The sequence below is a fragment of the Paenibacillus sp. PCH8 genome (assembly GCF_002968835.1).
In the GTDB taxonomy this organism is placed as follows: Bacteria; Bacillota; Bacilli; order Paenibacillales; family Paenibacillaceae; genus Paenibacillus.
The window spans coordinates 128,890-144,574 of the sequence record NZ_PKQK01000002.1 but is presented as its reverse complement, the minus strand read 5'-3'; the positions used below and the strand labels follow the sequence as shown (position 1 = coordinate 144,574).

Here is a 15,685-nt window from a genome sequence, read left to right as displayed (position 1 = left end):
GTTCAAAAAAGGACAAAGCAGAGGTTTATCCTGCTTTGTCCTTTTTGTGTTTTTCCGTCATTGCGGCTTTTTTAAGCAGATTGTGGGCAAGGCAAAGCCACCCGACCTCCAGGCTTACTTTTTGCAAGCCGCGAAGCAGGAATCTTCGGAATCCCCGGTTGTTTTTGATTTGTCCAAACACACTCTCCGGCTCCGTCATGCGCCGAACGGAAAGGGTGTATCCTTCCTCGCTGCGCAGTCGTTCCCGCATCTCGTTTTTTTGCCGCATATAGGTCAGACTGATCGCGATCTCCCGATTTCCTTTGGCTTTGGTGCATGTTGCTTTCAGAGGACATGCACTACAATCTTCACTTCGATAATGGCGGGTACGAATCGTGTAACCACTTTCCGTGACCGTCTCGCTTTCGTACCGAAAACGTAACGTCTTCCCGGCCGCACAGCTCCATGAATCTTCCGTTTCGTTGTAGCTCCAGTGATCCACTTTGCCAATCGCTTGCTGAAAGGCCCTCGTTTTCTCCTTATGGTACGTCCCGTATTTGACGATCGCTTGGATGTTGTTCTCTTCGAAATAGCTGTAATTTTCTTCGCTTCCATATCCTGCATCGGCAATGACAGTCTTCGGTTTTTTGCCGAGCGTTTCTTCTAAATGATCGAGATGGGGCTTCAGACATTTCGTGTCTGTCGGTCGCTGGTGCACCGTGTAACCCAAAATAAATTGGTTTTCCGTTCCAATCTGCACATTGTACCCGGGCTTCAATTGACCATTTCGCATATGATCTTCTTTCATTCGCATGAACGTTGCGTCCGGATCGGTTTTGCTATAGCTATTCCGCTCCCCTGCGGTTTGGATCTGGTGCTCATACTTTTGCAGCCGCGGTAGCAAGTCTTTGCGTAACTGGCGCACGGCTTTCTTTACGATTTTGTTTTTCGGTTTTTCTTGTAAAGATTCCTCCAGTTGCTGAACCGCTTTTTCCACCTTTTCTGCCGTGAGTGCGGAAGCTTCCCCGAGCTCAGGGAGGTCTGTACCCGCGTGGAGCGCATCTTCTTCACTTTCGGCCGCTTCGATGGCTTGGAACAGGGTATGTACTTTTTCTTGCAGCTTGGCCTGGTACTTGACGACAGCCTTTTTCCAGACGAAGGTGTACCGATTCGCATTCGCTTCAAGCTTGGTTCCGTCCAGAAAGTAGTGTTCCAAGGATACGTATTGCTCCTGAACAAGCAACTCCAGTATATGGGTAAACACGGTTTCCAGCACTTCTTTCATCCGCTCGGAACGGAAGCGATTAATGGTCCGAAAATCCGGCTGTTGTCGCCCGGCGAGCCACATAAACATGATGTTTTCCCGAGCCGCCTTGGCGATTTGTCGGGAAGAATAGATTCGCTGGGTGTAGGCGTAGATGATGATTTTAGTGAGCATTTTGGGGTGGTAACTATGGCGGCCCCCGCCAGGATACGCCGCATTAAAAATGGAATCGCTCAGGCGGTTGACTGCGTCATTCACGACACGAACGATGTGATTTTCGGGGATATCTGTCTCCAAATCCATTGGCAAGAAAAGTTGATCCATGGTATATTGAATGTACAAAGAAACCGTCTCCTTTCAAATGGTGGGTCGTACTTCCATTTTACCAAGGAGCGGTTTCTTTTTGTTTTACAATTTAGAAAACAGGGCTGTCCCTAGCCATTTTTCTGACTTATGGGACAGCCCCTTTTTGTGATCATTACCGTACAAGCTTATATAATGAACAGGGGACTACCTGTTGTGACTATCCGCACATTTTATGAACATTTTAGCAGTTTGCTGCATACACTTGAGAACACCGAAGGACCTCGCGGTCCTCGGGGGATTGATGCGGGAGGTCGAGATATGTCATATGAAATCGTAGAAGCCATGCTGGCCCGGCGGGGGGTACGGATTGATGCAATCGCGGCAATTGTATACCGTCTGCAAAAAGGGTACCACCCGGAACTGACTATGGACGACTGTGTAACCAGCGTGAAATCCGTTCTGCAGAAACGAGAGGTGCAATATACGCTCTATACAGGTATTGCTCTCGACGAACTTGCGGAGAAGAGGCTCCTGCCCCAACCCTTACAGGCTATTATGGAAGCGGATGAATCCTTGTATGGAGTGGACGAGACTCTGGCCCTCGGCATCACTCATGTGTATGGTATGATCGGTTTAACCAGCTTTGGTTATCTGGATAAAGAAAAAATAGGTGTTATTCATGATCTGAACGAACATGAATCAGCCATTCATGTTTTTTTGGATGATCTGGTCGCAGGTGTGGCGGCGGCGGCTTCTGCCCGAATTGCGCACAAAAATATTAAAGCCAAAAAATACCCCTCAGACCTGTAACCCCCTGCATTTCCATGCTATTATCCTATTGTCAGTCCAATGGCTCAGATGAAGGTCATCAAGGGCGGCTAAGGCTGCCCTGGTAGGCTTGATGCTCTTTGCAGAAAAGTTATGAACAAGAAGATTTCGTCAACCATATGAGTTATCTTAGGGGTACAAATGTCCCTCATGATCCCGAAATCTCCCCAAAGGTCCCGAACCCTTCCTTGCAGAAAAAAAGTGAGGTATGTTATCATTAGTCCAATATACGGGCTCTGAACATTAGCTTAGGGGGCGGACAAGGCATGTGGACGGTGATTTACATTGCGCCGACAGCAAAGGTTGCGGACAAGATCAAGACCAAGCTTTCGGAAGAAGGTTTTCTGGTACAGACCCGTCCCATCAGTTTATCCAAGCAGCAATTTGAGATTCGCGTCCCTTCTGGGGAATTGGAAGAGGTCCAAGAAGTGTTGAATTCCATTTTGCATTCCTGATTCGGTCGATATCGACGTGCCTTGGCAGATAAAGAAGTACCACCGGTACATAAGGGACTAATCGCGTAAGCGGAGAGAGGAATCGACTTGCATGTGTTGTACCCTGCTGTCCTTCCTTCTTTTTGGTTAGGACAAGGACCGACCTGGTTGCTACCGGAGACCCTACCAAGACAGATTCAAACATCGGCGCAACAATCTTTCGGTTATTGCAGGTAACATCAATCGTGCTGACAGAAGCCGCTGATCCTTGCCTTATGCCGGCGGATTTTTTGTTGTGAATGCTGGACAAGGCCCATGGCAGCGTGTGGGTCGTAAGCGGTTTACCGTAGCGCGCGTGTGAAGCTGTTACAAGCAGCAAACTGCAGGTTGCGGCCATCAAATCAACGGCTGGAGAGGTGTAGTTGTGTTCAAAGATATATTCCAGAAAAAACGGAAGTACGCTACCATACCTTCCGAGCGTGCGCTTCCCGGCGAAGGCCAGGATGCCCCAGAACGTCCAAAACGTGAAATACCTGAAGGGCTTATGAACAAGTGCAGCAAATGCGGCACCATTCAATATAGCAAGGAACTGGAAAAAAACCTGAAAGTATGTCCTGCTTGCGGTTACCATATGCGCCTTAACGCTATGGAGCGCATTGCCATGGTCCTTGATGATCAAGGGTTTGTCGAGCATGATGCTGATATGATTTCAGTTGATCCGCTTGGCTTTCCTGGATACAGCAACAAATTGGAACAGCAGCGCCTGAAATCCGGTCTGAAGGAAGCGGTAATTACGGGGGAGGGCATGATTGATGGCCTGCCTGTCGTTGTGGCTGTCATGAGTTTTGATTTCTTCACAGGCAGCATGGGTTCGGTTGTAGGGGAGAAAATTACGCGTGCCATTGAGTATGCAACAGAGAAGCGCTGGCCGTTGATCATATTCTCCACATCTGGCGGTGCCCGAATGCAGGAGAGTATTCTAAGTCTTATGCAAATGGCCAAAACAAGCGCAGCTTTATCCCGTTTGGATGAACAGGGCGGGTTGTACATTTCGGTCATTACAGATCCGACGACAGGTGGAGTCTCGGCCAGCTTTGCGAGCCTGGGCGATATTAATATCGCCGAACCCGGAGCTGTATTTGGTTTTGCCGGCAGAATCGTGATTGAGCAAACGATCCGTCAGAAATTGCCTGATGATTTCCAGACGGCTGAATTCAATATGCAGCATGGTCAGTTGGACATGGTTGTCCATCGGAAAGAACTTCGAGCCACCCTTGGCAAGCTTCTGGATATGCATAGTGAAAAAGGAGGGGTCTAAATGGCGGGTGAGTTGCCATATGAAGCGCCTCTGGTTGAGATGCGCAAAAAGATTGAAGAACTCGTACAGTTTGGACAGGAAAAAGGCATCGACTTCACGGATGAAATTGCCCGCCTGGAAGAACGTTATCATAGACTTGAAGAAGAGATCTACACGGGCATAACGCCAGCTCAGAAGATGCATTTGGCGCGGCATCAGCAGCGCCCCACTGCGCTGGATCTGATTCAGTTGATATTCACCGATTTCATTGAACTGCACGGCGACCGCATGTTCGGAGACGATCTTGCGGTTGTTGGTGGGCTTGCGAAGCTGAACGGAAAGACGGTTACGGTGATCGGACAACAGCGGGGAAAAGATACGAAGGATAATATCGCCCGCTTTTTCGGGAGCGCTCATCCGGAAGGTTTCCGCAAAGGGCTGCGGTTGATGAAACAAGCGAACAAATTCGGCCGTCCAATTATTACCTTTATTGATACTAAAGGGGCGTATCCGGGTAATACTGCTGAAGAGAGAGGGCAATCGGAAGCGATAGCCCGTAATCTGATGGAAATGGCGAAGCTTTCGGTCCCTGTTATTGTTGTGGTCATCGGCGAAGGTGGAAGCGGCGGTGCTCTCGCAATGGCTGTAGGTAACCGTGTGTTAATGCTGGAGCATGCGATCTATTCTGCGATATCTCCGAACGGGGCTGCTTCAATCCTGTGGAAGGATGCATCCAAGGCAGATCAGGCGGCTGAAGCGATGAAAATAACAGCCAAAGACCTTCTGGAAATGGAAGTTATTGAGGATATTATCCCTGAGCCACGCGGCGGTGCTCACCGGGATTATGAAGCGTCTGCTGCTTTCATCCGTGAAGCTTTGGTCCGTCATCTCGACGAGATGACAGGTTGGAGTGCGGATCAATTGAAGCAGGATCGCTATGAGAAATTCCGTAAAATCGGTTCCGTTACGTTTGAAGCACCCGCGGTACCGGTAGAACCGATTATAGAAGAAGAGCCTGAATTGGCCCAGCCGGAAGCATCTGAACAGCCCGTACAGGCAGGGACAGTGAGAAATTTGTCGGGAAATGCTGAATGATGTGACGAAACTCCTATACAAATGAGCAAAAGTATAGTAAATTTAATAGTTGGAAAAAGAAAAAGAGAGATATAAGTTAGACCTTTAAAATCGGAGGAAACCCAAAATGCGCAAAACGAAAATTGTATGTACCATTGGTCCATCCAGTGAATCTCTGGAGAATACCAAAAAATTGATTATGGCCGGTATGAATGTGGCCCGTCTGAACTTCTCCCACGGTGATTTCGATGAGCACGGCGGACGGATCGTAGCGATTCGCCAAGCATGCGAAGAGTTGAACAAAACAGTAGCAATCCTGCTGGACACCAAAGGACCGGAAATTCGGACAGGTAAACTCGAAGTTGAGCCGATTGAATTGGTTCAAGATGAGTACATCACTTTGACAACAGAAGAAATTCTGGGCACCAAAGAACGTCTTTCCATTACGTATACAGATCTCCCGAATGATGTTGAACCGGGATCTACTATTCTGATCGACGACGGTCTGATCGGACTGACTGTGGTGGAAGTGCAAGGCACCGAGATCAAATGCCGTATCGTTAACGGCGGTTCGATCAAAAGTAAAAAAGGTGTTAACGTTCCGGGCGTTGCCATTTCTCTGCCGGGTATCACTGAAAAAGACGCTAACGATATCGTATTTGGTATTGAGCAAGGTGTCGATTTCATCGCGGCTTCTTTTGTTCGTAAAGCAAGTGACGTACTTGAGATTCGTGAACTGCTTGAAAAACACAATGCCGGACATATCCAAATCATCTCCAAAATCGAAAACCAACAAGGTGTCGATAACCTTGATGAAATCCTTGAAGTGTCTGACGGCTTGATGGTTGCTCGTGGAGACCTTGGTGTTGAGATTCCTGCGGAAGAAGTTCCATTGGTACAAAAACGCATGATTCAAAAATGTAACGTTGCAGGTAAACCTGTAATTACAGCTACACAAATGTTGGATTCCATGCAACGTAACCCACGTCCAACTCGTGCGGAAGCAAGTGACGTGGCGAATGCGATCTTCGACGGTACGGACGCAATCATGTTGTCCGGTGAGACAGCTGCGGGTAAATACCCGGTTGAATCCGTTCTGACGATGTCCCGTATTGCTGAAAAAGCAGAATCGGCTCTGCCTTACCAAGAGCTGTATCTGAAACAACGTGTTGCTCAACAGACAACCGTTACGGAAGCAATCAGCCAATCGGTTGCCCTTTCAGCTCAAGATTTGAACGCGAAAGCGATCATTACTTCAACTGAATCAGGACATACTGCACGCATGATTTCCAAGTATCGTCCAGAATCTCCAATCATCGCAGTGACAACGGAAGATAGAACTTCTCGTCGTCTTTGCCTGGCGTGGGGTGTAACGCCAGTCAAAGGAAGACTGGTTGATTCCACGGATGCATTGTTCGAAAATGCAATCGAGGGCGGTATTAAATCCGGACTGGTTAAAGAAGGAGACCTGGTTGTGATCACAGCGGGTGTACCTTTGGGTCGTTCCGGTTCTACCAACCTGATCAAAGTAAGCCAAATTCCAAACAACGCTTAATTGCGTTTTTGGATGAAGAAGCAACAGGAAGAAGCAATGGGGTGTTATTATCCCATTGCTTTTTTCCATCTTAATGACACGTTACAACCAGTTCACACGTATGAATGGAATAACGAAGGAGGCCGATCACATGCGAGAAGAGATCAATGGTAGCTGGTATGCGGCACGTCTTCGTGTACGCTATCAAGAAAGTGACCAGATGGGTGTGGTTTATCACGCGAACTATTTAAATTGGTTTGAAATCGGTCGAACCGAGATGATTCGCCAAATGGGGTATACATATCGTAAAATGGAGGAACAGGGGTTACTGCTTCCGGTAACCGGACTGGATGTGAAATATCACAAGCCTGCTCGATATGATGATGAGATCATCATCTTCACTCGGATTGTAGCATTTAGTGGTCTACGACTGAATTACGAATATGACGTAAGACGCATGTCGGAAGAACCTGAAGCGCACATGGCGATTGGAGAACGGGTGTGGTCCGGTGATGAATCGCTCCCCGGTGAACGATTGGTTACAGGCTCTACCCAGCATGTATGGGTGAACGGGGACTGGAAGCCGGTCAGGCTGGATAAGGCAGCCTCTGAGCTATACAGCGCGCTTGAAAAGGTGTGGCTTTCTGGAAAGGGGTAATACGTCAATGCGAAAATGGATGTGGGCTTTACTATTAATCATTCCGGTGATTGAATTATTTGGCTTCATTCTGATGAGTGACTGGATTGGAGCCGGAAAGACATTACTACTCATGTTTCTCACGTCCTTGATTGGTATAGCCATGTTGCAGTTTGAAGGGCGAAAAGTTCTGGTGGATGCCAAATCCGAGATGGAGCGTGGCAAGGTACCGGGTAGAAAAATGGTCGATGGTCTTTTTATCTTTGTCGGTGGTTTTTTGCTCTTGATTCCAGGATTTGTAACTGATCTAATCGGATTTACGCTGGTGTTTCCATTAACACGTCCGGTATACCGGTTGTTCTTCCTGGGTTGGCTGGAGAAAAAAATGAAAAGCGGCAGTATCACGTTCTATCGCCGTCCTAAATAAGGAACAAGAGCCATATACAAAGGCTCCGCTCAGCAGATCAAATCTGTTGAACGGAGCCTTCTTGTATTTTTCATCATGCTGAAAATTCTCCAAACTCATAAAATGAAGCCTCATCGGACACGCCCGTTAATGATGTACGTTCTGAGGTCACGCAACACATTCGCACGATTGAACGCATCGAGGATCACCAAGCTTACAGGACCGATGATCAAGCCAAGTATACCAAAAAGCTTCAATCCTACAAACATGCCAACGAGCGTGGCTAGTGGATCGAGCCCCACACTGCTCGCAAGGACCTTAGGTTCGATAATCTGGCGGGCGATCAGCAAAATGAGATATATAACACTAATACCAATGCCCAAATACAGATCACCATTCATGAACAGGTATGCCGCCCAGGGTACCATGACCAGACCAACACCCAGATAAGGAAGCAGATCCACCAGACCAATAATCAGAGCGATGGTGAAGGCAGATTTGACTTGCAGTATAAGCAATCCGATCATGACGAATAATGCTGTTATGGAGATCATGATCAATTGCGCTCTTGCGTAGCCGAATAATGCCTTCTTGAGATCAGTCCATATGTCTGCGATCGGCTTGCGAATGGAAGAGGGTACCCAGCCTGAGACGGTAATACTGTGACGGGTCCAACTTTTGCTAATGAAGAATGTAGACAATAGAACAACGATTAATACTGCGCCAATGTTGGGTAGGGAAGTAAGCAGACTCAGGATCATATTGAAAAATCCAGTGACCAGATCTGTCACAGCTGTGCCTACCGTTTCGGTCGTTTTACTAATATTGCTGTTGATGGTTTCCTGATAATTTGGATTCTCTTTGTAGAATTCATTGATCTGTGCAATCAAGCTCTGAATGGTGTCATTTTGAGTCCAGCGCACGAACGTTTCCTTAATCTCATCCACATGAAGATCGAAGCTCGTCGTCAGTGAGATGACTTCTTTCACCATACGGGTAACAGCCGCAGACAACACCACTGCAATGGCTCCGAAATACAGGATTAAAGAAAGAGTAACCGCCAGCCAGCGGGGGAATCGTGCTCTAAGCTGAAGTAGTTTCACCAATGGATTCATCGCATAGGCGATAATCCAGGCAATTGCAAAAGGGTATAAGAGCGGGAACAGCAAGTATATGGCAACGGCGATCAGAACGGTAGCAATAATGACCCATAAGCCGCGGAACAGACGTTTCATTATAATTCTATCCAAGCATCAACTCTCCTTATTTCAATTCAAACCAGACCTAGGTACTATGCGATGACAAAGGAATATAAGAAAGAACAATAGATGGCTATCTTATTCATATAGAGCAATGACAAGATTTTGAAACGCCGGGAAGTTTACTCCGGATCTTTCTTTTGCCTAGAGTATGCCTCAGTTTTACAGAATATAGCAATAGAAAATTTGTTATAACGACAGGAAAGGTTAACAAACATTAAATGTCAACCTTGTTTTTGTAAAGGCTTTCAAAAATGCTTTATCGGTCTGATAAAGAAGTTTGATGTACGAATGATCTCTCATCGTGTTCACATAAACGACAAAATCCAGTATGATGTTATAAGTAAATACCGATTGACAGATAGGGAAACCGTATTATGGATTTTTTGGAAATTTCTAAAATGAAAATGTTTACACAAGAGGATAGGTGCATTGTGGCACTTATATAACACTCTGGAATGGTTCCTGATTTCGCTTATTAAAGGAGAGATGTAATATGACAGCTACCAAAGGTCTGGAAGGCATCGTTGCAACAACCTCTTCGATCAGTTCTATTGTAGACGGTGTGCTTACATACCGTGGATACGATATCGACGATTTGGCTGAACATGCCTGCTTTGAAGAAGTTGCCTATTTGTTGTGGTTTGGTAAATTGCCGACAACGGATGAATTGAAATCCCTTCGTAAAAGTCTGAGCGATTACGCGCCGATTCCGAGCGAATTGATTGCACAAATCCAATTGTATCCGAAAAACATCAGTACCATGGCAGCCCTTCGTTCCGCAGTCTCAGCACTTGCACTCTATGATGAACAAGCCGATGAGATGACAACGGAAGCGAACGAGAACAAAGCGGTTAAGTTGCAAGCACAGTTGCCAACGATTGTGGCAGCCATCGCTCGTATTCGTCAAGGCAAAGAACCTGTGGCACCAAAAGAAGGCGCTTCCATCGCAGAGAACTTTTTATATATGATGACTGGTGAAGAACCATCCGAGACCGCAGTCAAAGCTCTGGACCAAGCGCTTGTCCTGCATGCGGATCACGAATTGAACGCGTCCACATTTGCAGCACGAGTTACGGTTGCTACGCTGTCCGATATCTATTCCGGTGTAACTTCCGCCATCGGAGCTTTGAAGGGACCACTACATGGTGGTGCTAACGAAGCTGTTATGAAAATGTTGAATGAGATCGGTACGCCGGATCGCCTGGAAGCGGCTATTCAGGAAAAACTCAATAACCGTGAGAAGATCATGGGCTTCGGACATCGTGTATACAAAAACGGCGATCCACGTGCCAAACATCTACAGAAAATGTCCAAGGAACTGGGCGAGATGAACAATGATACACGTCTGTATGATATGTCTGTGAAGATTGAGGAACTGGTGACAGGACAAAAGGGACTGAAGCCAAACGTAGACTTCTATTCTGCTTCCGTATATACCCAACTGGAGATCGAACAGGAATTGTTCACGCCGATCTTTGCGATCAGCCGGGTGTCTGGATGGACTGCGCATATTCTTGAACAGCTCGCGGACAACCGCATCATTCGTCCACGTGCCGAGTACACAGGTCCTACAGATCAGAAATACGTTTCCATTGAACTTCGCTAATAGCCGCAAAAACAGTATAATCATATGGACGAGGTGAAGGGTTGGGAAGTCTGAGCGATACCTGCTTGAACTTTCATGACCCTTCCATCAACAAGAATAGTGGTATAATAAATACTGCATATACGAAACCTAGGAGGAATTTTAACTATGAAATTAGAAAAATTTGCTCACCCAACTGAAGGCGAAAAAATTCAAATTGATAACGGTACACTTCAAGTACCTAATAACCCGATCATTCCATTTATCGAAGGTGACGGTACAGGCCGTGATATCTGGAAAGCTTCCAAGCGTGTATTGGATGCAGCTGTTGAAAAAGCATATGATGGCAACAAAAAAATTGCATGGTATGAAGTGTTTGCTGGACAAAAAGCATTCGATACATACGGTGAGTGGTTGCCGAATGATACACTTGAAGCCATTCGCGAATATATCGTAGCGATCAAAGGACCACTGACAACGCCAATCGGCGGCGGTATCCGTTCCTTGAACGTAGCACTTCGCCAAGAGCTTGACCTGTACACTTGCTTGCGTCCTGTTCGTTATTTCGACGGTGTACCTTCTCCAGTGAAACGTCCTGAGCTGGTAGATATGGTCATTTTCCGTGAGAATACGGAAGATATCTATGCAGGAATCGAGTTTGCAGAAGGATCAGAAGAAGTGAAAAAAGTGATCCAGTTCCTGCAACAGGAAATGGGTGCTAACAAAATTCGTTTCCCTGAAACTTCCGGTATTGGTATCAAGCCTGTATCTTCGGAAGGTTCGAAACGTCTGGTGCGTGCAGCAGTGGAGTATGCGATCGAACATAACCGTAAGACCGTTACATTGGTACACAAAGGTAACATCATGAAATTTACCGAAGGTGCTTTCAAAAACTGGGGTTACGAAGTGGCTGAAGAAGAGTTTGGCGACAAAGTATTCACATGGGCACAATATGATGTAATCAAGGAAAAAGACGGTACGGATGCAGCGAATGCAGCACAAAAAGCAGCTGAAGATGCTGGTAAAATCATCGTAAAAGATGCGATTGCCGATATCGCTCTGCAACAAGTATTGACTCGTCCAGGTGAATTCGATGTCATCGCAACCCTGAACCTGAATGGTGACTATCTGTCTGATGCACTTGCAGCGCAAGTTGGCGGAATTGGTATCGCTCCTGGAGCGAACATCAACTATGTAACAGGACATGCGATCTTCGAAGCAACTCACGGTACTGCACCTAAATACGCGGACAAAGATGTCGTGAACCCAGGTTCCGTTATTCTGTCCGGCGTAATGATGCTTGAGCACTTGGGATGGCAAGAAGCAGCTAATCTGATCTACAAAGGTATGGAAACCTCCATTAACAATAAAACAGTAACGTATGACTTTGCACGTCTGATGGACGGCGCTACTGAAGTGAAATGTTCTGAATTCGCTGATCAAATCATTAAAAACCTGTAAGGGGAGATGTGAATCGTGACTATTCAGCGCAAAAAAATCACAGTAGTCGGTGCCGGATTTACCGGTGCCACAACCGCATTGATGCTTGCCCAAAAAGAACTCGGGGATGTTATACTGGTTGATATTCCTCAATTGGAGAACCCGACGAAAGGAAAAGCACTCGATATGATGGAAGCCAGTCCTGTCCAAGGATTCGACAGCCATATCGTCGGTACTTCCAACTATGAAGATACTGCAGGTTCCGAGATTGTAATCATCACAGCTGGCATTGCCCGCAAACCGGGGATGAGCCGTGATGATCTGGTCAATACGAACGCAGGTATTGTGAAGTCCGTTTGTGAAAATGTGAAAAAATATTGCCCTGATTCCATTGTCATTATTCTAAGCAACCCGGTAGATGCGATGACTTATGCAGCTTATCAGACCCTGGGTTTTCCTAAAAACCGTGTTATCGGTCAATCAGGTGTGCTGGATACAGCACGTTACTGTACCTTCATTGCACAAGAGTTGAATGTATCGGTGGAAGATGTTCGTGGATTCGTTCTTGGCGGCCACGGAGACGACATGGTACCACTCGTTCGTTATTCGAGCGTGGGGGGCATTCCAATCGACGCGTTGATTCCGGCAGATCGTATCGAGTCCATCGTTGCGCGCACGCGTGTTGGCGGTGGTGAAATTGTGAATCTGCTGGGTAACGGTAGTGCCTACTATGCACCGGCGGCTTCACTCGTTCAGATGACCGAAGCAATTCTGAAGGATAAGAAACGTATCATTCCAGTCATCGCTTATCTTGAAGGTGAATATGGCTACAATGATCTGTTCTTGGGTGTACCAACCATTCTGGGTGGTAACGGCATTGAGAAAATTTTCGAACTTGAACTAACGGCGGAAGAAAAAGAAGGACTGGACAAGTCTGCTGACTCGGTTCGTAACGTCATTTCCGTAGTGAATTTGTAAGTTTGATATTTTTTTGAACAGAAAAAGAGAGAAAACCTCCGGAGAACCCGGAGGTTTTCTTTTCTTTGGATAAGTTCCCCAGTATAATGGAATGTGATGTATAGCACACCGAAAATGTTGAGGAGGATGAAAATTTTGGGAATGATTATGTATCTGCTTCATATTATTGGAGCACTGGCGATGGGATTCTATCTGATCCTGCCATTCGTGGTCGGTAAAATCCGCAATTTGAATGCAGCAGCACAAGAGGGGGCATTTTCTTCGCTCCGTTCGTTGAACAAAATCGCGCAGTATGGACTTGTGATTCAACTTCTTACGGGTGGTTACCTGATGACGAAAGGTGAGTATTCTCATCTGTGGATGGCTGTCGTTGTTGTTCTACTTCTGGCTATTGCGGCTGTTGGCGGTATTATGGGTAAACCGCTTCGTCTCGCAGCAGAAGGTGTGAAGAGCAAGCGTGATGTGGGGCCTGAACAGAGCAAGATCCGTATGTTCAGTACACTTCTTGCAGTGTTCTTGTTGATCATGGTGTATTTGATGGTGAATAACACAGTAATCTAAGTCCAATTGAGGATGGTTAATCCATCTCGGCTGAGATGTAATGTAAGACGGTATGTACAGCATACAGATATGAAATAGACAGCCTCTTGGGCTGTCTATTTTTGTTGTTGCTATGATGAGAGAGGGGGCTTCATTGGTTATGCCATACTTACAGCATGTACACGCACTGTATTTCGACCATTGCGCTTGGACTCGTATAGCGCATGGTCAGCATCCCGCAACAAGGACTCCAGGGAGTCTGACTCTCCATTATATTGGGCAACACCAAAGCTTGAAGTCAACGTTACAGGAACCCCCTGTATATCGAGCGGTTCATTCAACAAGGCCACTCTCAGTTGTTCTGCAAGCTGCGCGGCTTCTTGAAGCGAGGTGTTCGGAAGAGCGATGACGAACTCTTCACCTCCATAGCGTGCGAACATCATGTCATTACGAAGATAGCGATTGCATACGGAGACAACATGAACGAGGGCCTGATCACCAACGTCATGCCCATACGTATCGTTTATGCGTTTGAAGTAATCAATATCCAATAAAATAAGAGACGCGGATTGCAGACTAAGGTCTGCTTCACTCAACATTTCTCGCCCTTTAAGCAGAAATTGAGTGCGATTATAGATTTTGGTCAGACCATCGAAATAAGCCAACTGTTTCAATTGCTCTTGCATGAAACGTTGTTCTGTAATATCGATTAGCATAATCAGAGTGCCCACGACCTGTGCATTTTTGTTAAATACATAAGATGTTCTGACCTGATAACATACAGTCTCTCCGCATAACTGCCAGTAGAGATCCGTTTGCAGACCTTCTCTGCCATATTCAACCGGAAATGTCTCTCCGGCAAGGGAAAGCCATATGTCATTCAGAGGTTGGCCCACCATGGTTTGATTAAGCTCTGGCAACATATCACGCAGAGATCTGTTGTAATCAACCAGACGGTTGGAACTATCCAGTACGATAACACCTTCACGCATGCTCTCGAAGATACTGTCCTTGGCAATCGGTACGATGGTCAGGAGTCTGGAAGATAGAATAGCCCAGATATACATGGCAGATGTGATGCACATAAGCACAGGTACAGGGTCCATTCCTCCCGGAGTCAGACCAATTAAATACAGGAAAGCTGCGACCATGGGAATAATCTGTGAAGTAATCAGAGTGAGTAACTGACGACGGTACATCTTCTTGGTGTGTCGCCACTGTCCAATGAGAATCAGGCAAGCGCACAACAGACAGGAGAACGTGAATGCCCCGTGTATCACATACCATTGTCCTATAGCAATATCCATAAGGGGTACCGGACTATCTTCTCTCAGCCATACCTTTTTGTAAAATAGATGATGAAAATCATTGGTGGCTACCATACATAGCGTGATGGAAGGGATGACAAACAGTACGGCAGTTACCTTTTTGGACAAGGTTTTCCCCGTATACTTCACCATCAGGATTAAACCGAGAGATGCGGAGAAGGGCATGCCTATATACTCCACGGTAGTCCAAAACTTCATCTGTTCCAGCGTGTTACTGGCCAGCTCAATCGCATATCCGAATGTGTATATGGATAATGCTCCTGTGTAGAGTATGAATATTTGGGAACTGGGGATCTCTGATCTTCTAGAATACGTATATAAACACAAAAACACATTCAGTACGGCTGAAGTGGCTACAAGTGTTATATACAAATTAATGTGCGATTCCATTGTCAGTCTCCATGTCGGTTTAGAATGTTGGTTAGGTTCGAAATGTTGAGTAGAAAAGCAACCTGAATGAGTCATGTGAAATGAGAATAAAAGCATATCTGTATACTCTACATTGTACATCAGCCCAAGCAGCATAGGAACACACTTTCTATCGTGAAACAGTCTAATTTCGAAAAAAGTTTGAAATTTTTTAAAGATAATTATGACGCAAATTCTTTGTTTGATATCCAAAGCGTGTGGTAAATAACAATTACAGAGAGCACACATAACTTTGGGTGCTGTTCAGCGCAGAAGAATAATCTGGACTGTTCATGCCATCCTACAGAATGAGACTTTTCAGAGAACGAAAGACAAGGAAGTGTGCAGTGATTCCCATGTCTTTTGTAACTCAATATGTTCACAT

The 15,685-nt window shown here is 46.1% G+C and carries 14 protein-coding genes; 11 read left to right on the top strand and 3 right to left on the bottom strand.

The genetic code is table 11. From position 1 onward, the window contains the following. Positions 1 to 25: 25 nt before the first annotated feature. Positions 26 to 1,585 (bottom strand): IS1182 family transposase, encoded by a 1,560-nt coding sequence (locus C0Q44_RS13240; RefSeq protein ID WP_105407801.1) that lies wholly within the window; start codon positions 1,583 to 1,585, stop codon positions 26 to 28. Positions 1,586 to 1,867: 282 nt separating this feature from the next. Here C0Q44_RS13240 and C0Q44_RS13235 point away from each other — a divergent pair, with 282 nt between their 5' ends. The 7 genes from C0Q44_RS13235 (at position 1,868) to C0Q44_RS13205 (ending at position 7,780) form a co-directional block, all read left to right on the top strand. Next, entirely contained in the window at positions 1,868 to 2,359 is a 492-nt protein-coding gene (locus tag C0Q44_RS13235; protein WP_105408477.1) for a phosphatidylglycerophosphatase A family protein, read from the top strand. A 284-nt stretch (positions 2,360 to 2,643) separates the two neighbouring features. Then, complete coding sequence (locus C0Q44_RS13230) at positions 2,644 to 2,832, top strand: hypothetical protein (RefSeq protein WP_017689496.1); 189 nt, start codon at positions 2,644 to 2,646, stop codon at positions 2,830 to 2,832. A gap of 403 nt (positions 2,833 to 3,235) precedes the next feature. After that, a complete protein-coding gene (gene accD / locus C0Q44_RS13225) occupies positions 3,236 to 4,129 on the top strand; it encodes an acetyl-CoA carboxylase, carboxyltransferase subunit beta (RefSeq protein WP_105407800.1) in 894 nt (297 codons plus the stop codon). Beyond that, positions 4,130 to 5,203, top strand: a complete 1,074-nt coding sequence (locus tag C0Q44_RS13220; protein WP_105407799.1) for an acetyl-CoA carboxylase carboxyltransferase subunit alpha — start codon at positions 4,130 to 4,132, stop codon at positions 5,201 to 5,203. Between the two features lie 106 nt (positions 5,204 to 5,309). Continuing rightward, positions 5,310 to 6,737 (top strand): pyruvate kinase, encoded by a 1,428-nt coding sequence (pyk, locus tag C0Q44_RS13215; RefSeq protein ID WP_105407798.1) that lies wholly within the window; start codon positions 5,310 to 5,312, stop codon positions 6,735 to 6,737. Positions 6,738 to 6,867: 130 nt separating this feature from the next. Continuing rightward, positions 6,868 to 7,374 carry an acyl-CoA thioesterase gene (locus tag C0Q44_RS13210; protein ID WP_105407797.1) on the top strand — a complete coding sequence of 169 codons (507 nt, stop codon included), beginning with the start codon at positions 6,868 to 6,870 and terminating at the stop codon, positions 7,372 to 7,374. A 7-nt stretch (positions 7,375 to 7,381) separates the two neighbouring features. Then, positions 7,382 to 7,780 carry an FxsA family protein gene (locus C0Q44_RS13205; protein WP_105407796.1) on the top strand — a complete coding sequence of 133 codons (399 nt, stop codon included), beginning with the start codon at positions 7,382 to 7,384 and terminating at the stop codon, positions 7,778 to 7,780. Between the two features lie 110 nt (positions 7,781 to 7,890). Here the strand turns inward: C0Q44_RS13205 and ytvI are convergent, their stop codons facing one another. Then, on the bottom strand, positions 7,891 to 9,009 hold the full coding sequence (gene ytvI / locus C0Q44_RS13200; protein WP_105407795.1) for a sporulation integral membrane protein YtvI: 1,119 nt from the start codon (positions 9,007 to 9,009) through the stop codon (positions 7,891 to 7,893). A 505-nt stretch (positions 9,010 to 9,514) separates the two neighbouring features. Here ytvI and citZ point away from each other — a divergent pair. The 4 genes from citZ (at position 9,515) to C0Q44_RS13180 (ending at position 13,585) form a co-directional block, all read left to right on the top strand. Further along, positions 9,515 to 10,627, top strand: coding sequence for a citrate synthase (gene citZ, locus C0Q44_RS13195; RefSeq protein ID WP_105407794.1), 1,113 nt, complete (start codon positions 9,515 to 9,517; stop codon positions 10,625 to 10,627). A gap of 147 nt (positions 10,628 to 10,774) precedes the next feature. Next, complete coding sequence (gene icd, locus C0Q44_RS13190) at positions 10,775 to 12,067, top strand: NADP-dependent isocitrate dehydrogenase (protein WP_105407793.1); 1,293 nt, start codon at positions 10,775 to 10,777, stop codon at positions 12,065 to 12,067. A 15-nt stretch (positions 12,068 to 12,082) separates the two neighbouring features. Further along, the gene (gene mdh, locus C0Q44_RS13185) at positions 12,083 to 13,024 is read left to right on the top strand and encodes a malate dehydrogenase (protein WP_105407792.1); all 942 of its coding nucleotides are present in this window, start codon (positions 12,083 to 12,085) and stop codon (positions 13,022 to 13,024) included. 135 nt (positions 13,025 to 13,159) lie between these two features. Further along, positions 13,160 to 13,585 carry a hypothetical protein gene (locus tag C0Q44_RS13180; protein WP_105407791.1) on the top strand — a complete coding sequence of 142 codons (426 nt, stop codon included), beginning with the start codon at positions 13,160 to 13,162 and terminating at the stop codon, positions 13,583 to 13,585. Positions 13,586 to 13,722: 137 nt separating this feature from the next. Here C0Q44_RS13180 and C0Q44_RS13175 read toward each other — a convergent pair whose 3' ends face one another. Continuing rightward, positions 13,723 to 15,282 carry a histidine kinase N-terminal 7TM domain-containing diguanylate cyclase gene (locus tag C0Q44_RS13175; protein WP_105407790.1) on the bottom strand — a complete coding sequence of 520 codons (1,560 nt, stop codon included), beginning with the start codon at positions 15,280 to 15,282 and terminating at the stop codon, positions 13,723 to 13,725. Positions 15,283 to 15,685 lie beyond the last annotated feature (403 nt).